Genomic DNA, 23,745 nt, shown 5'->3' with positions numbered 1-23,745 from the left:
GCGTAGGCCGGGTAAGTCCCGCCACCCGGCTTTTTTCTGCATAAGGGTAGGAGGCCCAAAATGAAAATAAGGAAGTTAACAGGAACGATGCTGATTGGCCTGACGTTATGCGGTTGTGTAATGCACCGCCAGACACAGCCAGAAGTGGAAGGACGTCTAATCGACAGCGCAGGTAAGCCAGTCTCTGGCGCTAAAATAACATTAGAGAGGGAGCAAACGCTTTCTGACGACAACGGTCGTTTTGCTTTTCAGAGCCAGCATGAGTGGATCTTTTTTCTGCCAATAGGTCCGATGGACTGGATTTATCACACCCCGCTCCAGATAAGTGTCAACGGAAAGGAATATGATGTAGAAGCAGGCGGCGGTCTCGGTGGGCCACATAAACTTGAAGGGAAAGTGTATAACGTTATTTGCACATTGCCTGACCTTCCCGGAGAAGCGAGATGTCAGTCCGGTTTATAGATTAAAACGAGCCCGGCGGAAGACCGGGCTCGTTTTAGGTATTACCCGCCAAACTGATCCGGGTCCGGCCCAAGCCGCTTACCCTTATCCAGCTTCGCAATCTCACCCAGCTCGTCTTTGTCCAGACGGAAATCCCAGACGTCGAAGTTCTCGGCGATGCGCGACGGCGTGACTGATTTCGGTATCACCACCAGGCCGTTGTCCAGATGCCAGCGAATGACGATCTGCGCCGGGCTTTTGCCGTATTTATCCGCCAGTTCGCGGATAATTTTTTGATCGAACACGCCCTGGCCACCCTGCGCCAGCGGGCTCCAGGACTCGGTCTGGATTTTATGCGTGGCGTTCCAGGCGTGAAGCTGACGCTGCTGCAGCAGCGGGTGCAGCTCGATCTGGTTAATGACAGGCGCGACGCCCGTCTCGTCAATCAGCCGCTGCAGGTGATGAACCTGGAAATTACAGACGCCGATGCTTTTCACCAGCCCCTCTTTCTGCAGTTCAATCATCCCTTTCCAGGCATCAACGTAGTGATCGATAGCCGGAACCGGCCAGTGCATCAGCCAGAGATCGACGAAGTCGAGCTGGAGTTTTTCCAGGCTCTCTTCCAGGGCTTCGCGGGGACGTTTTTGGTCGTCGTTCCAGAGTTTAGTGGTGATGAACAACTCATCGCGAGGGACACCGGCGCTGGCCAGTGCTGTACCCACGCCGTCCTCGTTTTTGTACGCGGCGGCAGTGTCAATCGACCGGTAGCCGACTTCCAGGGCTTTATGAATGGCGGAGACGACCTCGTCGTTACCGGCTTTCCATACACCTAGCCCCAGCTGGGGCATCACGTTGCCGTCCTGCAGCTTGATTACGGTTTGGTTTGCCATTTTTCCTCCTTCAGGTGCGCATCGCCGGAGGGTTCCTCCGGCGATGGGGTGTGCATTAAGTCTGGACGAAATGTCAAAAAACGAAAGTCGGGGGGACAAAAACGCTTAGCGTGCCGCCTCGTAAATACGACGGCTGACGTCCAGCGTGATGTCGCCGTGCTCGCCCAGATGGGTCATACCGTGCTCTTCGAGTTTCGCCAGCAGGGCAGGGATAGAGCTGCCGTCCAGGCCGTAGCCAGACAGACGCGTTGGCACGCCCAGACCTTCAAAGAAGCTGCGGGTCGCTTCGATGGCGGCATCAATACGCGCATCGTCAGAACCCTCGGTGATGTTCCACACGCGTTCAGCGTACTGCAGCAGTTTGGCGCGTTTAGTGTCGCGTTTTTCGTTCCACAGGGCAGGCAGCACAACGGCCAGCGTCTGAGCGTGGTCCAGACCGTGCATCGCCGTCAGCTCGTGGCCCAGCATGTGGGTTGCCCAGTCCTGCGGCACGCCAGCACCGATCAGGCCGTTCAGCGCCTGCGTGGCGGCCCACATTACGTTGGCGCGAACGTCGTAGTTTTCCGGCTCTTTCAGCGCTTTCGGACCTTCTTCGACGAGCGTCAGCAGAATGCCTTCCGCGAAGCGATCCTGAATTTTGGCATTCACCGGATACGTGACGTACTGCTCAACGGTATGAACAAATGCGTCGACCACGCCGTTCGCCACCTGACGCGCAGGCAGGGTGTAGGTGTAAACCGGGTCCAGAATGGCGAACACAGGCTGAACGTGTTCGTTCATGAAGGCCTGCTTGTCACCGGTGGTTTTACGGGAGATCACCGCGCCCTTGTTGGATTCAGAACCGGTGGCCGGCAGGGTCAGCACGGAGCCCATCGGGATAGCGCTTTTGATGTCGCTGCCGCGGGTTTCCAGAATGTGCCATGGATCGATGCCGTCAGCGTAGTGCGCTGCCGCCGCGATGAATTTGGTACCGTCCAGCACGGAGCCGCCGCCGACCGCCAGCAGGAAGGTGATGTTTTCTTCGCGGGCGATTTTCACCGCGTTCATCAGCGTTTCGTAAGACGGGTTTGGCTCGATGCCGCCGAACTCACGCACGTCCAGACCGTCCAGCGCGCTGTAAACCTGATCCAATACGCCGGTTTTTTTCACGCTGCCGCCACCGTAGGTGATCAGCACGCGGGCGTCAGCAGGGATCTGCGCGCGCAGATCGGCGATAGCGTCTTTACCAAACAGAATGCGGGTTGGGGTGTGAAGATTAAAGTTGTTCATTGCTCGTTCCCTTTAGTGGGTGAAAAACCGTGGTGGCGCAGAGGGCGACCTGTTGCTGCTCATTGTGGCCGCCCGGGGCTACGCCCTCAATGCACATTCCTGCCGATGTCTTGCCCATTTCTACAGAGCGCTGGAGAAAGCGCGGAAAACGACGCACACTGTCAACGTCGAAAACCGTACCCGGAGTAACGCAAGATGAACCGTGAGGCTATCTGCCAGCAGCTCACTGCGCAGATTAAGAGACTGATAGATAACGAAAATGGCGTCAGTGGGCTGCTTCCTGACATTCGCCTGCTTTATGGCACGCAGCCAGGGACGCGCACGCCGGTCATGTACCAGCCGGGCATCGTTTTTCTCTTCTCGGGCCATAAAATTGGCTATATCAACGAGCGCGTGTTCCGCTACGACACCAATGAATATCTGCTTCTGACGGTACCTTTACCCTTCGAATGTGAAACCTTCGCGACAGAGGCGGTTCCGCTGGCCGGTATTCGCGTCAACGTCGATATTCTTCAGCTGCAGGAGCTGCTGATGGAGATAGGTGAAGACGAGTTCTTCCAGCCTTCGATGGCTTCGAGCGGGATTAACTCGGCGACGCTGTCGGAAGAGATCCTCTGCGCCATTGAGCGTCTGCTGGACGTGATGGAGAGGCCGCTGGACGCGCGCATTCTGGGCAAGCAGATTATCCGCGAAATTCTCTACCACGTGCTGCTGGGCCCGGGGGGTGGAGCGTTACTGGCCCTGGTGAGCCGACAGACCCACTTCAGCCTGATAAGCCGCGTGCTCAAGCGTATCGAGAGCCAGTACACCGAAAATCTCAGCGTCGACCAGCTGGCGGCGGAAGCGAACATGAGCGTCTCGGCGTTTCACCATAATTTTAAATCGGTGACCAGCACCTCGCCGCTGCAGTACCTCAAAACCTACCGGCTGCATAAGGCGCGGATGCTGATGATCCACGACGGCATGAAGGCCAGCGCGGCGGCAATGCGGGTAGGCTACGAAAGTGCCTCGCAGTTCAGTCGGGAGTTTAAGCGCTATTTCGGCGTTACGCCGGGAGAAGATGCATCACGTATAAGAACGATGCAGGGAGTCTGACGAAAAACGTAGGCCGGGTAAGCGATAGCGCCACCCGGCTTTGTTGAATTATGCACTGCAGTACTTCTTCTTAATCACCACTGCGATAGTCCCCACCAGGCCCGCCACCAGCAGGAACATCGGCAGCACCATCAGGAAGGTCATCACCTGATCTTCGTGGTGTTTCACGAAGGGGATCATATTCAGCGCGTAGCCGAGCGTCGTCACCACGCCAACCCACAGCAGAGCGCTCAGCCAGTTGAAGAACTGGAAGCGGCGGTTCGACAGGCCGGAAATGCCCGCCATCGTCGGCAGAAGCGTGCGAACGAACGCCAGGAAACGCCCCGCCAGCAGCGCCAGCAGGCCGTGCCGGTCAAACATGCAGGTCGCACGCTGATGATATTTATGCGGCAGCTGCGCCAGCCAGCTTTTGACGACGCGCGTGTTCCCCAGCCAGCGGCCCTGCAGATAGCTCAGCCAGCAGCCCAGGCTGGCGGCGGAGGTGAGGATAACCATCGTTGGCGTGAAGTCCATGACGCCTTTACCGATTAACGCCCCGGCAAGTAAAAGCAGGCTGTCACCGGGTAAAAACGAGGCTGGCAGTAATCCATTTTCCAGAAACAGAGTTGCGAACATCACGAAATAGACGATACCGACGACGTGAGGATCCGCCAGCGCGGCAAAATCGTGGTGCCAGAGCGCCGCGATAATATCTTGAATAACAGCCATGGACTTTCCTGTGGAACAGCAGATATAGCGCTATTGTACTCCCTTATTGGCCCGTCGGGTTTGATCCCGGGCGCAACTCATGCAGACTTTTCCGCTTGCGGTGTCCATAAAAGCGTCCAGAGAGTACATTTTCAGCCAGCACTCTACACGATACGCTCGAACCCTGCTGCTAAATCCGCAATCAGATCGTCAACATTTTCTAAACCGATATGCAGTCGAATCAGGGTACCGCTGAAGTCCACGTCGCCACCGGGGCGCAGGGCCGCAATCTGTTCCGGCTGGTTAGCCAGGATCAGGGATTCAAAACCGCCCCACGAGTAGGCCATGCTGAAGAGGGTAAAATTATCCAGATAGCTTGCCAGTTCGTCGTTATTCAGCCGTTTTTTCAGCACAAACGAGAACAACCCGCTGCTGCCCGTAAAGTCACGCTGCCAGAACTCATGGCCTTTACTGCCGGGTAGCGCGGGGTGATTTACGCGCTCAACCTGCGGATGCTGTGCCAGCCATTGGGCCACCTTCAGGCTGCTTTCATGGTGCTGACGCAGGCGAACCCCCAGCGTGCGGATGCCCCGGCTGGTCATGTAGGCCGTGTCGGCATCCACCATTTGCCCCATCAGGTAGGCGTTTTCACGCAGCTGATCCCAGCAGCGCGCGTTGGAGACCGCCGTGCCGATCATGCCGTCCGAGTGGCCAATCAGGTATTTGGTCGCCGCCTGAATGGAGATATCAATGTCGAATTCCAGCGCTTTGAACAGCACGCCTGCCGCCCAGGTGTTGTCGATCATAACGATCGCCTCTGGCGCTTTGCTGCGCACGGCCTTCACGATAGCCGGCACGTCGTGAACCTCCATGGTAAGCGACCCCGGCGATTCCAGGAACACAATGCGCGTGTTGGGCTGAATAAGTTCGGCAATACCTTCACCAATCAGCGGGTCGAACCAGCCGGTGGTTACGCCGAGCTTGCTGAGAATTTTGGTACAGAAGTCCTGGCTGGGTTCGTAGGCGGTGTTGGTCATCAGGATGTGATCGCCCTGTTCCACGAACGCCAGAATGGTGTTGGCGACCGCAGCCGCTCCGCACGGGAACAGCGCGCAGCCTGCGCCGCCTTCCAGCTCGCACATCGCCTCCTGCAGAGAAAAATGGGTTAGCGTGCCGCGACGGCCATAAAACAGGCCGCCTTTCGCGCGGTTGCGCGTGGCGATTTTTTTCTCCTCAACGGTATCAAACACCAGCGAGGAGGCGCGTTGAATCACGCTGTTGACCGATCCCTGAGTATATTTTTTGCTGCGTCCTGCCTGTACCAGCGTGGTATCAAGATGCTTCTTTGTCATGTTCGCTAACCCTGTTTTTATACGTCTGGACGTCCAGACTACCACGATTGGAAAAAACTGCACCCGCAGGCTTATCGAATAAGCAGAAAATATTAGCAAAAAACCGCATAAGAAATTTTTACTGCGTAAGCGCAAGGAAAGTGAACGAAAATTGCGGCACTATGCAAATACTAATGAGAACTACTATCAATTCGACGACGTTTTGATATTATTACGTTCAGATTTTGTGATTTGCGTCCTGGAGATACAGAGTGGGTAATAATTTGATGCAGGCGGATCTCTCCGTTTGGGGCATGTATCAGCATGCTGACATCGTGGTTAAGATTGTGATGATCGGCCTGATTCTGGCGTCCGTTGTCACCTGGGCTATCTTCTTCAGCAAGAGCGCCGAGCTGCTTTCGCAGAAGCGTCGCCTCAAGCGGGAACAGCAGCAGCTGGCTGAAGCCCGCTCTCTGGATCAGGCTTCAGACATGACCTCATCCTTCCACGTGAAAAGCCTGACCACCCTGCTCGTGAATGAAGCGCAGAACGAGCTGGAACTCTCCGCGGGCAGTGAAGATAACGAAGGCATCAAAGAACGTACCGGTTTCCGCCTGGAGCGTCGCGTGGCGGCCGTTGGCCGACACATGGGGCGCGGCAATGGTTATCTGGCGACCATCGGGGCGATCTCACCGTTTATCGGCCTTTTCGGTACGGTCTGGGGCATCATGAACAGCTTTATCGGTATCGCGCAGACCCAGACCACCAACCTGGCGGTTGTGGCCCCGGGTATCGCAGAAGCGCTGCTGGCGACGGCGATTGGTCTGGTCGCGGCGATTCCGGCGGTGGTTATCTATAACATCTTCGCGCGTATGATTGGCAGCTACAAAGCCACGCTGGGTGACGTTGCCGCGCAGGTTCTGCTGCTGCAAAGTCGCGATCTCGACCTGAATGCCAGCTCGGTTAAGCCGGTGCACGCGGCGTCCAAACTGCGCGTGGGTTGATAGTATGGCGATGCGTCTAAACGAAAATCTGGACGATAACGGTGAAATGCATGAGATCAACGTGACGCCGTTTATCGACGTTATGCTGGTTCTGCTGATTATCTTCATGGTGGCTGCGCCGCTGGCGACGGTGGATATGAAGGTAAATCTGCCTGCCTCATCCAGCCAGCCCCAGCCGCGCCCGGAGAAGCCTATCTACCTGTCGGTGAAGGCGGATAAATCCATGTTCCTCGGCAATGACCCGGTGACGGCCGACTCTGTCATCCCGGCCCTGGATCAGCTTACGGGCGGTAAGAAAGACACCACGGTCTTCTTCCGTGCGGATAAAACCGTTGATTATGAAACCATGATGAAGGTAATGGACACGCTGCATCAGGCGGGTTACCTGAAGATTGGGCTGGTCGGCGAAGAAAAAGCGGCCAAAAAATAGAACGAAAGCTGGCGAAAGCCAGCTTTTTTGTTTTCTGCCACGCAACATCGTTATTATTTTCTGCTGTATATCCCCATTCTTCATATTTCCTTATCAATAAAGCAATAATTAATAATCCATTGATAGTTAAGTAAATATCAGTATTCGGCTGAGCCATTAAAATATATCGTTGGCTGAAATGGCGTCGGGGAATATCCCCACTACGCTTAAAAAAGATAATAAAAACAAACCTTCTTCGAAGGCTCTTTTCACCTGCACAGCAAGAGACTCCCTATGGCTACGATGACATGGCTGTATCCGCACGCGCCTCAAAACGATCTGTTTTCGCTTTCTGCCATTCGACGACGCGCCGACAGGCTAATACTGGTGCTCATCTGGTCGCTGTGGGCCATCTCGCTGGGGGGGGGCTATATCAACGAGAATATCGTGCAGGGGGCGATTATTGGCACCTCTCTGGCCTGTTTATCGACGCTGCTGACGCTGTTGTTTCCCGGCGCGCTGTTGCTCCGCCTGAGCTCTGCGTTTGTGCTAATGGCATTTTCCGCGCTGCTGATTCATCTGGGCGAAGGCGAAACTGAATACCATTTTTCGGTTTTTGTCCTGCTCTCCGCGCTCCTTGCCTGGCGAGACTGGCGCCCGCTGGTGATGGGGGCGGCGGTCATCGCGTTACATCATCTGGTGTTTAACTATCTGCAGGAGAATGACCTTTACGGCGTCGTGGTGTTCATGCACACCGGCTTTCATATGGTGGTTTTCCACGGGCTGTTTGTGGTGGTCCAGACCGCAATTCTGGTTCTGCTGGCGATACGAATGGAGCAGGACGCCCGCTCGGCGAGCGAGGTGGCAAGGCTGGCGGGGGTGATCAACCGTGAACCGGGGTACCTCACGCTGGCCGTCGATGCGGTCCCCGCAGAGTCTTCCTTTGCCCGCACGTTCAGCCTGACGCTGGGCACCATGCGCGCCACGCTTGAGCAGGTTAGCGCCAATATTGGGCAACTGCTGGAGGCATCCCGCGCGTTAGGACAGCGCAACAGCGCGCTGTCGGAACGTACCGATCACCAGGCAAGTTCGCTGGCGACGGCGGCCAGTGCGATGGAACAGTTAAGGGCTGTCGCCACCCTGACCAGTGAAAAAGCAAGCCAGGTCAGGGAGGTGGCGTTCAGCACCAGTAACGTGGCGGAGCAGGGGGGCCATAACGTACGGCAGGCGATTGCGGCGATGGAGCACATTCGCGAGGAGTCGCAGCGCATTTACGCCATTCTGGAGTTGATCGACGGGATTGCGTTCCAGACCAATATTCTGTCGCTCAACGCCTCGGTCGAGGCTGCCAGAGCGGGCGAACATGGCAAAGGCTTCGCGGTGGTTGCCTCGGAAGTGCGCGTGTTGGCCCAGCGCAGCGAGGGGGCTGCAAAAGATATCCGCCAGCTTCTGACCGCATCGCAGGCAACCACGCTGCAGGGCGTCGAGCAGGTTGAGCAGGCGGGTATGACAATGAAGTCGATCATTGAGAGTATCGAAGGGCTTCGCTCTCTGCTGGAGGAGCTGTCGCAGATGAGCGAGCAGCAGCGGGCGAGCATTGCGCAGATGAACGACAGCATTGCCAGCATCGATGCCAGCGTGCAGGAGAACGTGCGTCACGTAGCGCAAACAGTGCAGGTGGCTGAAGCGCAGCGCCAGCAGACGGGTCAGTTAAAAGAGGCGATTGCCGTATTCAGATTTAATTAGCGTTGCGGTTCGGAAGGGGCGCTGGCACCAGACGCCAGCGCGTCTTCATCAAGCGCCACGCAGGTGACGTTTGAGGTACGGAACTCACCGTCTGACAGCTTGCGCGTCAGGCGCAGGGTGGCGATTTCTCTGGCAAGCAGATACTGGTAATTGGCCTCGAGGCGACCCAGAAGCTTCTCTTTCAGCTCTGGCCGCTGTTCCATGATGGCGTTCATCACGGCGCCATAAATTTCTTCTTTGACCTGTAGCGGATAAATTTCGCGGCGATTCTGCCATTTCAGCCGCACCAGCGTTGCCGGGATCGATACCAGGTCCTGGGTAATACGCGTCATCTCGTCATTTTTTGTGTTTCGCAGCGCATCGAGATTTTGCTTTAAGATAAATTCATCACTTTTCTTATCATCTAAAGTCAAATAAACGTCGTTGTTTTTAACTTCCTTCACGTTAATCCTCCCCCAGGCTATAAAAAATTGGGTTGTTTTTTTCGCGCGTAATTAAGTTAAGCCAAATTTCATTGCCTGCTTCATTAATTTCTTGGGTTTTCTCGGCCAATATTTGACTTAGTTTCTGGGCATCTATTTCACCCTCGGCCTGCAGGTCATTCAGCAGGTGGACAAAGGCTTCAATTTTTATGGCGCGAAATAAGCGGTCTTTTATATGGCGATCGTGCTCTTCCAGCAACATATTTCGGGATTTGCCAGTTCGGGAAACACCAATTAATATATCGGGCTCGAAATCAGAGAGCTTTCTTTTCCCCTGAGTGAAACTGGCCTCTTTTTCTGCTTCCGTCGGTTGCTGTTCCACAGGCGTGATGTGGTACTTAGCCGGGACGAGATAGTCGGGCAGCATTTTCAATTTCCTTTAATTTCAACAGGGTGGGGTTGGTAAAGGCGTGAGATTCGTTGACAATATCATGAGGCAAATTTAAAATCAAAAAAAATGGAGCCTACCCATGAACAGCATCTTTTTTACGGTCATCACATTACTATTACTGACCGCTGGTGTTCTTTTATTGATGCAGGAGTTCAATAAAACGAAAGTGTCGAAAGACACCAGTGAACCCCCGCAACCTGAACTGATGACAAAAGAGGAAGGTGAAGACCATTTCTCTGTATTGATGAACTCCGTTACGCCGGTCTGGTACTGGCGGGTGAACCACGAATATATCGACTTTTTACACGCGACAATTAAGCGCATGAAAATGTCGGAAATTAATGATACGCCCGGACTGTTTGAGGCGCAGCGTCGCTGTAGCGACCTGAATTCAGCCGTGTATAAATATTATGACAATATCAAAAAGCGCTGCCTTAACGGCGAGAAGGTCTCTTATTCCGATCTGGACGTATTAAATTTGCGGCAGTGTTTTCGCGAGTTCAGTCTGGAAGCCTATCCTGAGCTGGTGGCGCTTGTCTGGCCGGAGTACGCCCGTCCCGAGGTTAACCCGGACAACGTCTGAGTGACGTACTGTTGAGTTATTGCAAACAGTCAGCGCCGTTGAGATATACTGGGCGCTGGTTTCTTTTGCAAACAGGACTTTATGGAACGCTTTTTTGAAAATGCCATGTACGCCTCTCGCTGGATACTGGCCCCCGTCTATTTTGGCCTTTCGCTGGCGCTTGTCGCGCTGACGATTAAGTTCTTTCAGGAAATCCTGCATGTTCTGCCGAACATTTTTTCCATTGCCGAAGCGGATTTGATTCTGGTTCTGCTGTCGCTGGTGGATATGACCCTGGTGGGCGGGCTGCTGGTGATGGTGATGTTCTCCGGCTACGAGAATTTTGTCTCCCAGCTTGATATCGACGAGCGTAAAGAGAAGCTCAGCTGGCTGGGCAAAATGGATGCATCTTCGCTGAAGAATAAAGTGGCCGCGTCGATTGTGGCTATCTCCTCTATCCACCTGCTACGCGTGTTTATGGACGCGAAGAACGTGCCGGATAACAAACTGATGTGGTACGTCATTATCCACCTGACGTTTGTGCTCTCTGCGTTTGTGATGGGGTATCTGGATAAGATCAGTAAGAAGTAATTCCCCCTCACCCTAACCCTCTCCCACAGGGAGAGGGAAGAGTTAGCTCCCTCTCCCTGTGGGAGAGGGCCGGGGTGAGGGCATCAGACCGCACTATTTATCCGACGACGCCTGCCACAGATTCAACTCCCCATCCGCAACATGCTGGTCAATCCGCTTGAGTTCGTCCTCCGTAAAGCGCAGGTTTTCCAGCGCCTGAACATTCTCTTCCAGCTGTTCCGGGCGGCTTGCGCCAATCAGCACGGACGTCACGCGCGCATCTTTCAGCAGCCAGCTTAGCGCCATCTGCGCCATGGTCTGACCGCGCGCCTGCGCCATTTCACTCAGTAAACGCAGGCTGTTCAGGTTGGCTTCGGTCAGCATTTTTTCGTTCAGACCACGGACTTTCTTGCCTTCACGCTGCATGCGTGAATCTTCAGGAATACCGTTCAGGTATTTTCCGGTCAGCAAACCCTGCGCCAGCGGGGTAAAGGCGATACACCCCGTACCGTTTGCTTCCAGCGCATCCAGCAAACCGGTCTTATCGACCCAGCGGTTGAGCAGGTTATAGGACGGCTGGTGGATCAGCAGGGGGATCTTCCACTCGCGCAGCAGCTCGGCCATTTTTTGCGTGCGCCCGGTTGAGTAGGAGGAAATGCCCACATACAGCGCTTTGCCGCTCTGCACGGCGTGGGCCAGCGCAGAGGCCGTCTCTTCCATCGGCGTGTTTTCATCCACGCGGTGGGAATAGAAAATATCCACATACTCGACGCCCAGGCGCTTCAGGCTCTGGTCGAGGCTGGCGAGCAGATATTTGCGGGAACCGCCCGAGCCGTACGGCCCTGGCCACATGTCGTAACCCGCCTTGGTGGAGATAATCACCTCGTCGCGGTACGCGGCGAAGTCCTCACGCAGCAGGCGGCCGAAATTCTCTTCCGCGCTACCCGCCGGAGGTCCGTAGTTATTGGCGAGATCGAAATGGGTGATGCCGAGGTCGAAGGCTTTGCGCAGCAGCGCGCGCTGGGCATCAAGAGGCTGAACGTGGCCGAAGCTGTGCCACAGTCCCAGCGACAGCGCAGGAAGGCGCAGACCGCTCTTTCCACAGTAGCGGTACTGCATATGTTCATAGCGGGTAGCGTCAGGGTACCAGGACATGATGTCTCCTTTTCTTATCGATAATTTTTTGAAACGTCGTTTTCATTCTGAACTTATCACATCACTAAGCGCGAAGATAATGGTTAACGGCGGCTGTGCGACCAGTGAAGCCACGCTAATTAAAAATGATCACAAAACGTTATAATTTCCCTCGTTCCTGCCGATAACGAGAGTAGTACTCGCCTCTGGGCGAACTCACCCTCACGGCAAGGAAGACTTATGAATATGCTCCGTAATTTCACGATCCGCTTCGTCATGCTGGCGATCCTCGGGATCTTTTGTTTAATGTGGGCGGGTGTTGGGCTGTACAGCACCTGGTCCCTGTCTCGCGTGACTGATGGCAATGAAGTCGATCGCCAACTGGTTAAACAGATGACGGTACTCAGCCAGGGTAACGATCAGTATTTCCGCTTTGTGACCCGTCTGAGCCGCGCAATGGAAGTTAAAGCCGCAGGCGGCACGCCGGATTTGGCCTCTGCCCAGCAGGCGCTGGATAACATGGGCAAGAAGCTGGCCGAGATGAAAGCGATCTCTCCAGGCCCGATGGATGAGCAGATCTCTTCCCGGGTGATCGGCACCTGGCAGGCGCTGCTTGAACAGGGCGTGACGCCGCAAATGCAGCAGGCGAAGCTGGGCGCGCTGGACGGCTACCGTCAGCAGGCCAACAACGTCACCCCACCGCTGAGCCGCGCGTTCGGTGCGGCGGCTGAAGAGTTCAACAATGCTGCCGCGAAGTCGCTCGACAGCACCCGCGTGGTGGTGGACGGCCTGACCAGCATGACCCGCACGGTGATTATCGTCGCCACGATTCTCGGCCTGCTGATCCTGCTCTTTACCGACCGCTACCTGGTGGCGATGCTGGTCAAACCGCTGGATCGCATTCGCCAGCAGTTCCGCCAGATTGCCCAGGGCGATCTCAGCCAGCCCATTGAGCCGTTCGGCCGCAACTGCGTGGGCCAGCTGGTGCCGCTGCTGAGCGCCATGCAGGACAGCCTGCGCGAAGCGGTCAGCACGATCCGCTCCGGCAGTGAGAATATCTGGCGCGGCGCAACGGAGATCTCCAGCGGTAACAACGATCTCTCGTCCCGTACCGAAGAGCAGGCGGCCGCACTGGAAGAGACGGCCGCCAGCATGGAACAGCTGACCGCCACGGTGAAGCTGAACGCGGAAAGCGCGCGTCAGGCAAGCCAGCTGGCCGATGTGGCCTCTACCACTGCCAGCCGCGGCGGCTCGCTGGTGGAAGAGGTGGTGACCACCATGAGCGGGATTTCGGAAAGCTCGAAGAAAATTGCTGAAATCACCAACGTCATTAACAGCATTGCCTTCCAGACCAATATTCTGGCACTCAATGCGGCGGTTGAAGCGGCGCGCGCGGGCGAACAGGGCCGTGGTTTCGCGGTAGTGGCAGGTGAGGTCCGCAACCTGGCAAGCCGCAGCGCCAACGCGGCCAAAGAGATTGAGGGGCTGATTACCGACTCCGTTTCCCGCGTGGAGCAGGGGGCGAAGCTGGTGGGCGACACCGGCACCACCATGGATGCGATTTTGCGTGACGTGACGGAAGTGACGACCATTATGAAGCAAATTGCCTCTGCCTCTGAGGAGCAAAGCAAGGGCATTTCGCAGGTCGGGGTTGCCATTACTCAGATGGACGGCGTTACCCAGCAAAACGCCTCGCTGGTGGAGGAGGTCTCCGCGGCGGCGGCGGCGCTGGAGCGCCAGACCGAAGATCTTCAGCGCTCGGTGCAGAAGTTCCGCCTGACGGCATAACGCAGCGTTGCAAGGCCGTCTTGTGCGGCCTTGCATTATTAACGTCTTCCTCTCCAGCTCGCGCTGAAACTGCTATTCTTTTGCTAACCCCCTGACGTTCTGGGCTCTCTTCTATGAGGTGTTGCTATGAACAGATCGTTATCTGTCATCCCTGTTCTCTCTTTCATTTTTCTGATGCTGTTTTCGGTTTTTGCCAGTGCGACCCAGCAGGCGCAGGAACGGCGCGTGGCGCGTGATGTCAGGCAGGAAACCCGCGATGCGTCACGGCAGGTGAAGCAGACCTGCGTGGCAAACAATAACCAGAGTAATCACGACTGCCGCCAGGACAAGCGCCAGATGAAACAGTCCGGACGGCAAAAAGCGCGGGATGTTAAGTATTAACATAACAGGTTAGGCGGCATGCAAGCGTATTTCTTGCCGCCTTTTTAAAAAACGTAAGGCACTATTTTTTTAAATATTAAAGTATTTGCTTGTAACAATATATTTGGCATTTTCTGCACATTCCAGAACATGAAAATTAATATTGTCTTAAGATTCAGTCGACATAATGAATTATCTTCTTGATACCGGAAATAATTCAATTTATGAAAAACCGTATTATTTTATTTGCTGCCCTGGCAGGTTTTGCCGTGGTCAATACAGCGATGGCCCAGAGCGTCACGGTCGATGTCCCTGCCGGGTATAAGGTCGTGATTGTTCCGCAGTCAGCCACGGTTCCTGAGGCGGTAAGCGTTGCGCCTGCACCTGCACAAACAACGTATGCCGCCCCTGCACCGGTCTATCATCCGCGTGCACGCCATGTGGCGAGCGTGGCGGAAGGGATGGTGATTGAGCATCAGTATGACGATCACCATTGATGTATTCCGGGTGACATTTCTGGCCATAAGTTGAGGGCAAATAGTCGTGATTGGGTGCAGGGAGTTATTACTGAACAGTCATGAGGCCGGGCACGCGCTGCGACGCCCGGCGAAGTTTATCAGTGCGTCGCTTCACCAATCAGCGCGCCCGTTCCCGCGCCAACGGCTGCACCTTTCAGCACGCTCTTGCCGGTAACCGCTGCGGCACCTGCGCCCACGGCAGCACCTACCGCACCACCTTTACGCGCGGCTTTACCTTTGTCGCCGTTTTTGAACATGGCACCGGTGCCTGCGCCAACAACGGCACCGCCAACGGTCGATTTCAGATCTTTACCCGTCGCCGCGCCAATGGCTGCGCCTGCTACCGCGCCAGCGGCGGTTTTGTCGATGGCCATTCCCGAGGTGGAAAAAATGAGGGCGCTGATAACCAGCGTTGTTTTAATAAGTTTCATAACAGATCCTTTGTGACTGCTGTCGGTTGATACGTTGCTTCTCACTCTGAGGTGAGAAAAACGCACAGATAGTGCCAGCAATGCCGGCTCAACCTTTAGGCCAATCATGCCCTGAGCAAGGATCTCTGTGGCCGGGCGGCGAACCGCCCGGCTAGTCGTCACGCCTGACGTTTGTCTTCTGTATTGGTCTCGAAGTCGCTCGCCGCGTGGCGTTCGTGGAGCTGCTCGTTCAGCTCGCCGCTGGTGCGGTTAACGATACGTCCGCGCTTAACGGCATGGCGGTTCGCCACGTCTTTCGCCCAGCGCTGCACGTTGGTGTACTTTTCTGCGTCGAGGAACTCAGCGGCGTTATACACGCTGCCCAGCGCTACGCAGCCGAACCATGGCCAGATAGCGATATCCGCGATGGTGTACTCCTCACCCGCCACGTAGCGGCCGCGCGCCAGCTGTTTATCCAGCACGTCGAACAGGCGTTTGGCTTCCATTGTGAAGCGGTCAATCGCGTACTCGATTTTCACCGGAGCATAGTTGTAGAAGTGGCCAAAACCGCCGCCGAGGAACGGCGCCGCGCCCTGCAGCCAGAACAGCCAGTTCAGCGTCTCGGTGCGTCCCGCCGGATCTTTCGGCAGGAAGTGGCCGAACTTCTCCGCCAGATAGAGCAGAATATTGCCGGATTCAAATACGCGCGTTGGCGGGTTCGTGGAGTGGTCACGAAGCGCCGGTATTTTCGAGTTCGGGTTCACCTCAACGAAGCCGCTGGAGAACTGATCGCCCTCGCCGATGCGGATCAACCACGCGTCGTACTCCGCGCCCGTCACGCCCAGCGCCAGCAGCTCTTCGAGCATGATCGTTACTTTCTGGCCGTTCGGTGTTCCCAGCGAGTAGAGCTGCAGCGGGTGCGAACCGACAGGAAGATCTTTCTCATGGGTCGCGCCGGAAATGGGGCGGTTGATGTTGGCGAACGCGCCGCCGTTGTTCTTTTTCCATTCCCACACTTTTGGTGGCTGATACGTGTTGTCTGACATGTTGGCCTGCCTTTTGAGTGATGTGTTGAGGCAGTGTAGCAGGAGATTTGTGAAGCGTTTAACGAACTGAGCGTAATCGATCTGCCGCTATTCCTTCCGGCGCTTATATATATCAAATCCGGCATTAGCTTAATCGAAAATCGCATTTTCATAATTAATGCGTAAACGGATAAAGCTGCATATGATGCTTCAACATAAATAAAAGATGCAGTAATAAACACTTTATAAGGCAAGGAGTTAGTGAGATGCGCAAGCTTCTGTTATCGGCAGTGGTGGTTTCGCTCGCGTTAGGCCTGGCGGGCTGTGATGATGCGAAAAATAAAGAGACCAATACGCCCTCAGCGGCAAAAAGCGACGCACCAAAAGAGGGCGGTTCGCTGATTATCGGTATTACCTCCGGCGATCCGTTAGCCGTGAATCCGCTCTATGCCAGCGACCGTACCACGTTAACGATCATGCAGGCGCTCTATGCCCCGCTCTATAGCTTCAACAACGGTAAGATCGAGTGGGGCCTGGCGGAAAGCCTGACGCCCTCCGCCGACAACCTGAGCTATACCCTGACGTTAAAACCCAACCTCAAATGGCAGGACGGACAGCCGCTGACGGCGGACGACGTGGTCTTTACGTTCAATAAGCTGCTGGATGCCAAACAGCACAGCTTCTTCCGCAGCATGTTCACCTACGGCGATAAGCCGGTACAGGTAAGCAAGGTTGACGACCGCACCGTTAAGTTCACCTTACCGCAGGTTAGCGCCGCCTTTACCGGCACGCTGGTACAGATCTACCCGATTCCGCAGCACGTGTTCGCAGGTGAAGGTGACCTGGAAAAGAGCAGCAAAAACGATGCGCCGGTCGGCTCCGGGCCGTTCAAATTCAAAGAGTACCGCGCCGGACAATACTACGCCCTGACCCGTTTTGACGATTACTGGAACGGCAAAGCGAAGCTTGATTCGGTTACCTACCGTTTCGCCAAAGACAGCAACGCCGCCAACCTGGCGCTGCAAAACGGAGAAATCAACCTCAAGATGGTTGACCCGCAGGATGTAAACCGCCTGAAAAATACCGGTAAGTTTGACTTCGTGGTCTATCCGGAAGGCCGCCTGGCCTATATGACGTTCAACCAGAACGTGCCGGTGATGAAGAGCAAAGCGCTGCGTCAGGCCATCGCGTATGCCATCAACAAAGACGAGCTCACCCAGACCGCGTTTACCTCGCTGGACTACGCTAAACCGGCGACCTCGTTCCTGACGCCCGATACGCTTTACAAGACGGATGACGTTGAACAGTACAAATTCGATCTGCAAAAAGCCAAAGAGCTGCTTAAAGCGTCCGGCGCGCCGGACAACCTCAAGCTGCGCCTGGCGTATGTGAACACCAACAAAACCCAGGAGAGCATGGCGCTCTATATTCAGCAGGCGCTGAAGGCGATTGGGGTGAACGTGGAGCTGATGCCGCTGGATTCCAACGCCATGTCCCAGCGCAGCCTCGATATGAACAACACCGCGTGGGAGCTGAACCTGGGCGGCTACATCATGGGCTCCGAGCCGGACGGTTACAAATCGCTGTTCATGAGCAACGAAGCCTATAACTACGCGCACTACAAAAATCCGCAGTTTGATGCTCTGTGGGATAAAGGCGCCGTGGAAACCGACGCCGCGAAACGTGCCGATATCTACAAGCACATTCAGCAGACCGTGGCGAACGACATGACGTACTACCCGATTGCCTACACCAATGCGACCGTCGCGGTGGACAAGCGCTTCGGCGGCACCCAGGAGGCAGAGCCGAAACCGGTCTATCTGTTCCAGGATCTGTCAAAAATCTATCAGAAATAAGTGATTGCCCCGGCCGTCAGGTCGGGGATTTTGTAAGGGCATGTCGTGAACACACTCCTCACCCGTCGGCTGCTGCAACTGCTGCCGATGCTGTTCTTTATTTCACTGGTGGCGTTTTTGCTGGTCAAGCTCGCGCCCGGCGATCCGGTGGCGGCGTACATTACGCCGCGCATGGCCCCGGAAGATATCGAACGTATTCGCCAGAGCCTGGGGCTGGATAAGCCGCTGGTCACGCAGTACGTCCTGTGGCTGAAAAACGTCCTGCAGGGCGATCTCGGCTATTCGCTTATCTACCACCGCCCCGTGCTGGAGATGATCGGCGAACGCATTCCGGCCACGCTGGGGCTGATGGGCGCGTCGCTGCTGATGGCGATCGTGCTGGCCATCCCGCTGGGCCTGCTGGCGGGGGCATTTAAGCACCGCTGGCTGGATCACGTGCTTAACCTGTTCGCCTATATCGGCATCTCGGTACCGATTTTCTGGTTCGGCATTTTGCTCATCACCGTTTTTGCCGTGCAGCTTAACTGGTTCCCCAGCATGGGGATGCGCACCATCGGCATGGAAGATAACGCGCTGGACGTGCTGCGTCACGGCGTGCTGCCGTGTATTGCCCTCACGTTCTACAACCTCTCCAGCTACGTGCGCTACATCCGCTCCAACACCATCTCGCAGCTCTCGGCCGACTACGTGCAGACCCAGCTGGCTTACGGCGCCACGCGTTCCAGCATTCTGTTCCGCCACGTGCTGAAAAACGTGCTGCTGCCGGTGATCACCCTGTTCGGCCTGTCGTTCGGTGAGCTGATTGTGGGGGCCTATGTGACGGAAAGCGTCTTCTCGTGGCCGGGGATGGGGCTGCTCGGGATCCAGTCGATCGCCTCGCTGGACTACCCGCTGATCATGGCGATCATCATGCTCTCGTCGATGATGCTGATCGTCGGTAACCTGATCGCCGATCTGCTTTATCGCTTCGCCGATCCCCGCATTCGTACGCTGAGGTAACCCGGATGAGCAGACGCTGGCAGCAGGTTCGTCACCAGCTGCGCCGCAACCGTCCGGCGCAGTTCTCCCTGTTTGTGCTTTTTATTTTCGTTGTCGCCGCGCTCTGTGCGGGCCTAAGTCCGTACGATCCGGATCGGATGGCGCTCGGCGCACGCACGCTACCGCCGGATGCCGCACACTGGTTCGGTACCGACGAGTATGGCCGCGACTACTTCACCCGCGCGCTGTATGGCGGCCAGATCTCCCTGATGGTCGGTTTTCTGGCGATGCTCTTTTCCACGCTTATCGGCACGGTGGTAGGAACGGTGAGCGGCTATTTTGGCGGCTGGCTGGATAACCTGATGATGCGCGCCGTGGATATCCTGATGGCCATTCCGGCCTTCTTCCTGCTGCTGGTGGTGAATGCTTACCTCAAGCCGGGCGTGGATAACATCATTCTGATCATCAGCCTGCTGACGTGGATGAACATGTCGCGGCTGGTGCGCGCAGAAACCTTATCGGTGAAAGAGCGCGAGTATGTGCTTTATGCCCGCGCGTCGGGGGAAAACCCGCTGCGCATTATCGTGCGCCACATTATTCCCGGCGTGCTGCCGACCATTATCGTGGCCGCCACGCTCAATATCGCCTCGGCCATTCTGATGGAGTCGACGCTCAGCTTCTTAGGGCTGGGCGTGCAGGCGCCTGCGGCATCGTGGGGAAGCATGCTCAACAACGCCCAGTCGTATATTGGCGAAGCGTCGTGGCTGGCGATGTTCCCCGGCATTTTGATCCTGCTGACGGTGTTCAGCTTTAACGTGCTGGGCGATGTCTTCCGTACCGCCTTTGAGCCAGGAGCGAATCGCGATGAGTAACTTATTAGCGCTTGAGAACCTGCAAACCACCTTCCGCACCCGCGAGGGCGAGGTTCACGCTGTGCGCGGCGTGAGCTTTCAGGTTCAGCCGGGCGAACTCGTCGGTATCGTCGGCGAGTCGGGCTGCGGGAAAAGCGTCACCTGTAAGTCGATCATTCAGCTTCTGGGGAACAACGGACGGATAACCGGCGGCAGCATCCGCTTCCAGAATGACGATCTGGCGCAGAAAACCCCTGAGCAGATGCGCGCTATTCGCGGCAACGAGATCGCGATGATTTTCCAGGATCCGATGACCGCCCTGAACCCGGTGCTGACCATCGGCAAACAGATGGCGGAGATCCTGATGCGCAATAAAGGACTGACCAAAAAAGCGGCCAAAGCGGCGGCGATCGCCATGCTGGAACAGGTGGGGATTGCCGAAGCGGAACGCCGATACGACCAGTATCCCCACGAGTTTAGCGGCGGGATGCGCCAGCGGGTGATGATCGCGATTGCGCTCTCCTGCAACCCTAAGCTTCTTATTGCCGATGAGCCAACCACCGCGCTGGACGTGACCATTCAGGCGCAGATCCTGCGTCTGCTGAAAAGCCTGCAACAGCAGACCCAAACCGCGATTCTGCTGATCACCCACGATCTCGGCGTGGTGGCGCAGGTCTGCAGCCGCGTGGTGGTGATGTACGGCGGGCTGGTGATGGAGGAGGGGAGCGTGGAGGACATTTTTTATCGCCCTGCGCATCCTTACACTCAGGGTCTGCTGGCCTCGCTGCCGCGCCCGGATGAGGTTAACCAACGCTTATCGCCCATCGAAGGCGCGCCGCCTGGCCTGCTTAACCCGCCGCCGGGCTGTCCGTTCGCCGAACGCTGCCCGAAACGCATGCCCCAGTGTGAACGGCAGCCCGCATTTTACGCCATGGGAGAGGGCCATCGCGCCGCCTGCTGGCTATGGGCCGATAAGGAGATTCAGGCATGAGTGAACAACAGGTGCCATTAGTGAGCGTGCGCGATCTGCACAAACACTATCCGCTCAACGGCGGTCTGCTGCATAAAGGCGTGGCCGTGAAGGCGGTTGATGGCGTGAGCTTTGATATTCAGCCCGGCGAGACGTTTGGCCTGGTGGGAGAGTCCGGCTGTGGGAAATCCACCCTCGGGCGCGCCATCCTGCGCCTTTTCGATATTACCTCTGGCGAGATCCACTTTGCCGGGCAGGCGATCGCTCACGCCCGCGAAAAAGAGCTCAAGCCGCTGCGTAAGCGGATGCAGGCGATTTTTCAGGATCCTTACTCCTCGCTCAACCCCGGCATGACGGTACGACAGCTGGTGGCCGAGCCGATGCAGATCCACGGCTACAGCCGCGAAGAACAGCGGGAACGTACGGAAACGCTGCTCTACAAAGTGGGGCTGAAGCACGAACACCTTGAACGATTCCCGCATGAGTTCAGCGGGGGGCAGCGTCAGCGCATCAGTATTGCCCGCGCGTTGTCCGTGCGTCCTGAATTTGTGCTGTGCGATGAACCGCTTTCGGCGCTGGACGTCTCGGTGCAGGCGCAGGTGGTGAATATTTTGCAGGATCTGCAGCAGGAGCTGGGGCTGACCTATCTGTTCATCGCCCACGATCTCTCCATGGTGCGCCATATCTCCAGCCGCATTGGGGTGATGTATCTCGGTAAGCTGGTGGAGGTGGCCCCGGCGAATGAACTGTATCAGCGTCCGGCGCACCCCTACACCCGCGCGCTGCTGGCGGCGGTTCCCCGGCCCGATCCGCGCATCCGCAATCTCGAAGACGCCACCCTGCGCGGCGACATTCCAGGCCCCACGTCCGCGCTGCCGGGCTGTAAGTTCTGCAGCCGCTGCCCGCACGCCATGCCGGTTTGCCAGACGCAGGAGCCTGCCATGCGGGAGATTGCGCCAGGGCATTTCGCGGCGTGCTGGTTGTTTAACGTGTAATTAATGCCCCACGCAGGTGTATGATAAATGCCCCTCTGTCAGGTTAATTACAACGTGCAGACGACGACAACCCTTAAAAAAATTGCCGCCTGCCTGTTTTAGGTTGGATACATGCGTAAAGGAAAGTTAAGCAGTGATGCGCCATTCGGGACATTGTTAGGCTATGCGCCCGGTGGCGTGGCGATTTACTCTTCAAATTACGGCAGTCTGGACCCGCGCAACTACCCGGAAGATGCGGATTTTCGCAGCTATATTGGCAACGAATACATGGGCCACAAGTGGCAGTGCGTTGAATTTGCCCGCCGTTTCCTGTTTCTCAACTATGGCTTCGTGTTTACCGACGTCGGCATGGCATGGGAGATCTTCTCCCTGCGCTTTTTGCGTCAGGTGGTGAACGATAACATCCTGCCCCTTCAGGCTTTTGCTAATGGCTCAAAACGCGCGCCGCGGGCCGGGGCGCTGCTGATCTGGCAAAAGGGCGGCGAGTTCCATGAGACCGGCCACGTGGCGGTGATCACCCAGCTTCTGGACGATAAGGTGCGTATCGCCGAGCAGAACGTGATTCACTCTCCGCTGCCGCTCGGGCAGCAATGGACGCGCGAGCTGCGTCTGAGCGTGGAGAACGGGTGTTATACGATCCATGACACTTTCAACGACACGGAGATCCTCGGCTGGATGATCCAGACCGACGACACGGAACACAGCATTCCCCAGCCGGAAATCGACGGCGAACTGCTGAAAATCAGCGGCGCGCGGCTGAAAAACAGGCGTCAGTTCGACGGAAAATGGCTTAACGAAAATGACGCATTGCAGCAGGCGTATATCCGCGCCAACGGCCATGTGATCAACAAAGATCCCTGCCAGTACTTCACCATTACCGAAAGCGCCGAGCAGGAGCTGATCAAGGCCACCAACGAACTGCATCTGATGTACCTGCACGCGACGGACAAGGTGCTGAAAGACGACAGCCTGCTGGCGCTTTTCGACATCCCGAAAATCCTCTGGCCGCGCCTGCGCCTCTCCTGGCAGTGGCGTCGTCACCATATGATCACCGGTCGTATGGATTTCTGCATGGATGAGCGCGGCATCAAGGTCTACGAGTACAACGCGGATTCCGCCTCATGCCATACCGAGGGCGGGCTGATTCTCGAAGAGTGGGTGAAAAACGGCTATCGCGGCAACGGGCATAACCCGGCGGAAGGGCTGCTGGAAGAGCTGACCGGCGCCTGGAAGCACAGTCACGCGCGGCCGTTTGTCCACATCATGCAGGACAACGATGTCGAAGAGGACTATCACGCGCTCTTTATCCAGCGTTCGCTGATGCAGGCCGGGTTTGAAACCAAAATCCTGCACGGGCTGGGGGCTCTGAGCTGGGATGCCGCCGGACAGCTGATTGACGACGAAGGTCGCCACGTCAACTGCGTGTGGAAAACCTGGGCGTGGGAGACGGCGATAGAGCAGATCCGTGAGGTCAGCGAAACCGAATATGCCGCCGTGCCGATCCGCACCGGACATCCTGAAGGCGAGGTGCGCCTGATTGACGTCCTGCTGCGCCCGGAGGTGCTGGTCTTTGAACCGCTGTGGACCGTCATTCCCGGCAACAAGGCGATTCTCCCGGTACTGTGGCAGCTGTTCCCGAACCACCGTTACCTGCTCGACACCGATTTTGAGGTTAACGATCTGCTGAAGCAGACCGGCTATGCCGTCAAGCCGATTGCCGGACGCTGCGGCAGCAATATCGACCTGATTAGCGCCCAGGACGAGCTGCTGGATAAATCCAGCGGCAAGTTTGTCGACCGTAAAAACATCTACCAGCAGCTGTGGTGCCTGCCGAAGGTCGACGGCAAGTACATTCAGGTCTGCACCTTCACCGTGGGTGGGAACTACGGCGGAACCTGCCTGCGCGGCGATGACTCGCTGGTGGTGAAGAAAGAGAGTGATATCGAGCCGCTGATTGTAGTTAAAGATAAGTAGCTCTTACCC

General features: G+C 56.4%; 25 protein-coding genes. 16 read left to right on the top strand and 9 right to left on the bottom strand.

Translation table 11 applies throughout. From position 1 onward, the window contains the following. The first annotated feature begins 60 nt into the window (after positions 1–60). Positions 61–462, top strand: coding sequence for a carboxypeptidase-like regulatory domain-containing protein (locus OTG14_RS19130; protein WP_267215607.1), 402 nt, complete (start codon positions 61–63; stop codon positions 460–462). Positions 463–503: 41 nt separating this feature from the next. Here the strand turns inward: OTG14_RS19130 and dkgA are convergent, their stop codons facing one another. Together dkgA and yqhD are read right to left on the bottom strand one after the other, a co-directional pair. Beyond that, positions 504–1,331, bottom strand: a complete 828-nt coding sequence (gene dkgA / locus OTG14_RS19125) for a 2,5-didehydrogluconate reductase DkgA (protein ID WP_048990483.1) — start codon at positions 1,329–1,331, stop codon at positions 504–506. A 105-nt stretch (positions 1,332–1,436) separates the two neighbouring features. After that, positions 1,437–2,600 carry an alcohol dehydrogenase gene (gene yqhD, locus OTG14_RS19120; protein ID WP_024906510.1) on the bottom strand — a complete coding sequence of 388 codons (1,164 nt, stop codon included), beginning with the start codon at positions 2,598–2,600 and terminating at the stop codon, positions 1,437–1,439. 195 nt (positions 2,601–2,795) lie between these two features. Here yqhD and OTG14_RS19115 point away from each other — a divergent pair, with 195 nt between their 5' ends. Continuing rightward, complete coding sequence (locus OTG14_RS19115) at positions 2,796–3,695, top strand: AraC family transcriptional regulator (protein ID WP_032650243.1); 900 nt, start codon at positions 2,796–2,798, stop codon at positions 3,693–3,695. Between the two features lie 48 nt (positions 3,696–3,743). On the opposite strand, the gene yghB is transcribed toward OTG14_RS19115, so the two are convergent. Together yghB and metC are read right to left on the bottom strand one after the other, a co-directional pair. Next, positions 3,744–4,403, bottom strand: a complete 660-nt coding sequence (gene yghB, locus OTG14_RS19110; protein WP_024906512.1) for a DedA family general envelope maintenance protein YghB — start codon at positions 4,401–4,403, stop codon at positions 3,744–3,746. Between the two features lie 143 nt (positions 4,404–4,546). Continuing rightward, complete coding sequence (gene metC, locus OTG14_RS19105; RefSeq protein ID WP_267215606.1) at positions 4,547–5,734, bottom strand: cystathionine beta-lyase; 1,188 nt, start codon at positions 5,732–5,734, stop codon at positions 4,547–4,549. Positions 5,735–5,985: 251 nt separating this feature from the next. Here metC and exbB point away from each other — a divergent pair, with 251 nt between their 5' ends. From exbB to OTG14_RS19090, 3 genes are all read left to right on the top strand, one after another. Next, a complete protein-coding gene (gene exbB / locus OTG14_RS19100; RefSeq protein ID WP_048990476.1) occupies positions 5,986–6,717 on the top strand; it encodes a tol-pal system-associated acyl-CoA thioesterase in 732 nt (243 codons plus the stop codon). A gap of 4 nt (positions 6,718–6,721) precedes the next feature. Then, entirely contained in the window at positions 6,722–7,147 is a 426-nt protein-coding gene (gene exbD, locus OTG14_RS19095; RefSeq protein ID WP_267215605.1) for a TonB system transport protein ExbD, read from the top strand. A gap of 273 nt (positions 7,148–7,420) precedes the next feature. Continuing rightward, the gene (locus tag OTG14_RS19090; protein WP_267215604.1) at positions 7,421–8,872 is read left to right on the top strand and encodes a methyl-accepting chemotaxis protein; all 1,452 of its coding nucleotides are present in this window, start codon (positions 7,421–7,423) and stop codon (positions 8,870–8,872) included. Here OTG14_RS19090 and OTG14_RS19085 read toward each other — a convergent pair. Both OTG14_RS19085 and OTG14_RS19080 read right to left on the bottom strand, forming a co-directional pair. Beyond that, a complete protein-coding gene (locus OTG14_RS19085) occupies positions 8,869–9,315 on the bottom strand; it encodes a hypothetical protein (RefSeq protein WP_024906517.1) in 447 nt (148 codons plus the stop codon). The genes OTG14_RS19090 and OTG14_RS19085 overlap by 4 nt on opposite strands. 1 nt (position 9,316) lies before the next feature. Next, entirely contained in the window at positions 9,317–9,721 is a 405-nt protein-coding gene (locus OTG14_RS19080; protein WP_024906518.1) for a hypothetical protein, read from the bottom strand. A gap of 103 nt (positions 9,722–9,824) precedes the next feature. On the opposite strand from OTG14_RS19080, the gene OTG14_RS19075 reads away from it, so the two are divergent. After that, the gene (locus tag OTG14_RS19075) at positions 9,825–10,328 is read left to right on the top strand and encodes an ESA_00282 family adhesion-associated protein (protein WP_023309170.1); all 504 of its coding nucleotides are present in this window, start codon (positions 9,825–9,827) and stop codon (positions 10,326–10,328) included. A gap of 81 nt (positions 10,329–10,409) precedes the next feature. Continuing rightward, positions 10,410–10,898: a TIGR00645 family protein gene (locus OTG14_RS19070; protein WP_023333400.1), complete on the top strand. Its 489-nt coding sequence runs from the start codon at positions 10,410–10,412 to the stop codon at positions 10,896–10,898. A 93-nt stretch (positions 10,899–10,991) separates the two neighbouring features. On the opposite strand, the gene OTG14_RS19065 is transcribed toward OTG14_RS19070, so the two are convergent. Then, positions 10,992–12,032 (bottom strand): aldo/keto reductase, encoded by a 1,041-nt coding sequence (locus OTG14_RS19065; protein WP_267215603.1) that lies wholly within the window; start codon positions 12,030–12,032, stop codon positions 10,992–10,994. Between the two features lie 219 nt (positions 12,033–12,251). Between OTG14_RS19065 and OTG14_RS19060 the strand changes: the two genes are divergently transcribed. From OTG14_RS19060 to OTG14_RS19050, 3 genes are all read left to right on the top strand, one after another. Next, the gene (locus OTG14_RS19060) at positions 12,252–13,799 is read left to right on the top strand and encodes a methyl-accepting chemotaxis protein (protein WP_267215602.1); all 1,548 of its coding nucleotides are present in this window, start codon (positions 12,252–12,254) and stop codon (positions 13,797–13,799) included. A gap of 126 nt (positions 13,800–13,925) precedes the next feature. After that, the gene (locus OTG14_RS19055; RefSeq protein ID WP_267215601.1) at positions 13,926–14,180 is read left to right on the top strand and encodes a hypothetical protein; all 255 of its coding nucleotides are present in this window, start codon (positions 13,926–13,928) and stop codon (positions 14,178–14,180) included. A 203-nt stretch (positions 14,181–14,383) separates the two neighbouring features. Beyond that, the gene (locus tag OTG14_RS19050; RefSeq protein ID WP_045909956.1) at positions 14,384–14,656 is read left to right on the top strand and encodes a hypothetical protein; all 273 of its coding nucleotides are present in this window, start codon (positions 14,384–14,386) and stop codon (positions 14,654–14,656) included. A 119-nt stretch (positions 14,657–14,775) separates the two neighbouring features. Here the strand turns inward: OTG14_RS19050 and OTG14_RS19045 are convergent, their stop codons facing one another. Both OTG14_RS19045 and yghU read right to left on the bottom strand, forming a co-directional pair. Beyond that, positions 14,776–15,108, bottom strand: coding sequence for a glycine zipper domain-containing protein (locus OTG14_RS19045; RefSeq protein WP_008499797.1), 333 nt, complete (start codon positions 15,106–15,108; stop codon positions 14,776–14,778). A gap of 158 nt (positions 15,109–15,266) precedes the next feature. Continuing rightward, a complete protein-coding gene (gene yghU, locus OTG14_RS19040; protein ID WP_008499796.1) occupies positions 15,267–16,133 on the bottom strand; it encodes a glutathione-dependent disulfide-bond oxidoreductase in 867 nt (288 codons plus the stop codon). Positions 16,134–16,378: 245 nt separating this feature from the next. Between yghU and OTG14_RS19035 the strand changes: the two genes are divergently transcribed. The 6 genes from OTG14_RS19035 (at position 16,379) to gss (ending at position 23,736) form a co-directional block, all read left to right on the top strand. Continuing rightward, entirely contained in the window at positions 16,379–17,968 is a 1,590-nt protein-coding gene (locus OTG14_RS19035) for an ABC transporter substrate-binding protein (RefSeq protein ID WP_032650237.1), read from the top strand. A gap of 45 nt (positions 17,969–18,013) precedes the next feature. Then, positions 18,014–18,967, top strand: coding sequence for an ABC transporter permease (locus tag OTG14_RS19030; protein ID WP_080350521.1), 954 nt, complete (start codon positions 18,014–18,016; stop codon positions 18,965–18,967). Positions 18,968–18,972: 5 nt separating this feature from the next. Beyond that, complete coding sequence (locus OTG14_RS19025) at positions 18,973–19,818, top strand: ABC transporter permease (RefSeq protein ID WP_021242100.1); 846 nt, start codon at positions 18,973–18,975, stop codon at positions 19,816–19,818. Further along, positions 19,811–20,788 (top strand): ABC transporter ATP-binding protein, encoded by a 978-nt coding sequence (locus OTG14_RS19020; protein WP_267215600.1) that lies wholly within the window; start codon positions 19,811–19,813, stop codon positions 20,786–20,788. Before OTG14_RS19025 ends, OTG14_RS19020 begins: the two co-directional genes overlap by 8 nt. Next, entirely contained in the window at positions 20,785–21,762 is a 978-nt protein-coding gene (locus OTG14_RS19015) for an ABC transporter ATP-binding protein (RefSeq protein ID WP_267215599.1), read from the top strand. The genes OTG14_RS19020 and OTG14_RS19015 overlap by 4 nt, the downstream gene beginning before the upstream one ends. Positions 21,763–21,873: 111 nt before the next feature. Beyond that, positions 21,874–23,736 carry a bifunctional glutathionylspermidine amidase/synthase gene (gene gss, locus OTG14_RS19010; RefSeq protein WP_024906527.1) on the top strand — a complete coding sequence of 621 codons (1,863 nt, stop codon included), beginning with the start codon at positions 21,874–21,876 and terminating at the stop codon, positions 23,734–23,736. Positions 23,737–23,745 lie beyond the last annotated feature (9 nt).

Source organism: Enterobacter pseudoroggenkampii (assembly GCF_026420145.1).
Lineage (GTDB): Bacteria > Pseudomonadota > Gammaproteobacteria > Enterobacterales > Enterobacteriaceae > Enterobacter > Enterobacter pseudoroggenkampii.
The sequence above is the reverse complement of the archived record's forward strand: the minus strand, read 5'-3'. Positions and strand labels throughout refer to the sequence as shown.

Bases quoted from the DNA above. Each gene is read 5' to 3' on its own strand.
- OTG14_RS19080 (WP_024906518.1), bottom strand. From the start codon at position 9,721: ATGCTGCCCGACTATCTCGTCCCGGCTAAGTACCACATCACGCCTGTG.
- dkgA (WP_048990483.1), bottom strand. From the start codon at position 1,331: ATGGCAAACCAAACCGTAATCAAGCTGCAGGACGGCAACGTGATGCCC.
- yghU (WP_008499796.1), bottom strand. From the start codon at position 16,133: ATGTCAGACAACACGTATCAGCCACCAAAAGTGTGGGAATGGAAAAAG.
- OTG14_RS19015 (WP_267215599.1), top strand. From the start codon at position 20,785: ATGAGTGAACAACAGGTGCCATTAGTGAGCGTGCGCGATCTGCACAAA.
- OTG14_RS19130 (WP_267215607.1), top strand. From the start codon at position 61: ATGAAAATAAGGAAGTTAACAGGAACGATGCTGATTGGCCTGACGTTA.
- OTG14_RS19070 (WP_023333400.1), top strand. From the start codon at position 10,410: ATGGAACGCTTTTTTGAAAATGCCATGTACGCCTCTCGCTGGATACTG.
- OTG14_RS19045 (WP_008499797.1), bottom strand. From the start codon at position 15,108: ATGAAACTTATTAAAACAACGCTGGTTATCAGCGCCCTCATTTTTTCC.
- OTG14_RS19115 (WP_032650243.1), top strand. From the start codon at position 2,796: ATGAACCGTGAGGCTATCTGCCAGCAGCTCACTGCGCAGATTAAGAGA.
- metC (WP_267215606.1), bottom strand. From the start codon at position 5,734: ATGACAAAGAAGCATCTTGATACCACGCTGGTACAGGCAGGACGCAGC.
- OTG14_RS19075 (WP_023309170.1), top strand. From the start codon at position 9,825: ATGAACAGCATCTTTTTTACGGTCATCACATTACTATTACTGACCGCT.
- OTG14_RS19020 (WP_267215600.1), top strand. From the start codon at position 19,811: ATGAGTAACTTATTAGCGCTTGAGAACCTGCAAACCACCTTCCGCACC.
- OTG14_RS19090 (WP_267215604.1), top strand. From the start codon at position 7,421: ATGGCTACGATGACATGGCTGTATCCGCACGCGCCTCAAAACGATCTG.
- exbD (WP_267215605.1), top strand. From the start codon at position 6,722: ATGGCGATGCGTCTAAACGAAAATCTGGACGATAACGGTGAAATGCAT.
- OTG14_RS19065 (WP_267215603.1), bottom strand. From the start codon at position 12,032: ATGTCCTGGTACCCTGACGCTACCCGCTATGAACATATGCAGTACCGC.
- gss (WP_024906527.1), top strand. From the start codon at position 21,874: ATGCGTAAAGGAAAGTTAAGCAGTGATGCGCCATTCGGGACATTGTTA.
- OTG14_RS19060 (WP_267215602.1), top strand. From the start codon at position 12,252: ATGAATATGCTCCGTAATTTCACGATCCGCTTCGTCATGCTGGCGATC.
- OTG14_RS19025 (WP_021242100.1), top strand. From the start codon at position 18,973: ATGAGCAGACGCTGGCAGCAGGTTCGTCACCAGCTGCGCCGCAACCGT.
- yghB (WP_024906512.1), bottom strand. From the start codon at position 4,403: ATGGCTGTTATTCAAGATATTATCGCGGCGCTCTGGCACCACGATTTT.
- OTG14_RS19050 (WP_045909956.1), top strand. From the start codon at position 14,384: ATGAAAAACCGTATTATTTTATTTGCTGCCCTGGCAGGTTTTGCCGTG.
- yqhD (WP_024906510.1), bottom strand. From the start codon at position 2,600: ATGAACAACTTTAATCTTCACACCCCAACCCGCATTCTGTTTGGTAAA.
- OTG14_RS19055 (WP_267215601.1), top strand. From the start codon at position 13,926: ATGAACAGATCGTTATCTGTCATCCCTGTTCTCTCTTTCATTTTTCTG.
- OTG14_RS19035 (WP_032650237.1), top strand. From the start codon at position 16,379: ATGCGCAAGCTTCTGTTATCGGCAGTGGTGGTTTCGCTCGCGTTAGGC.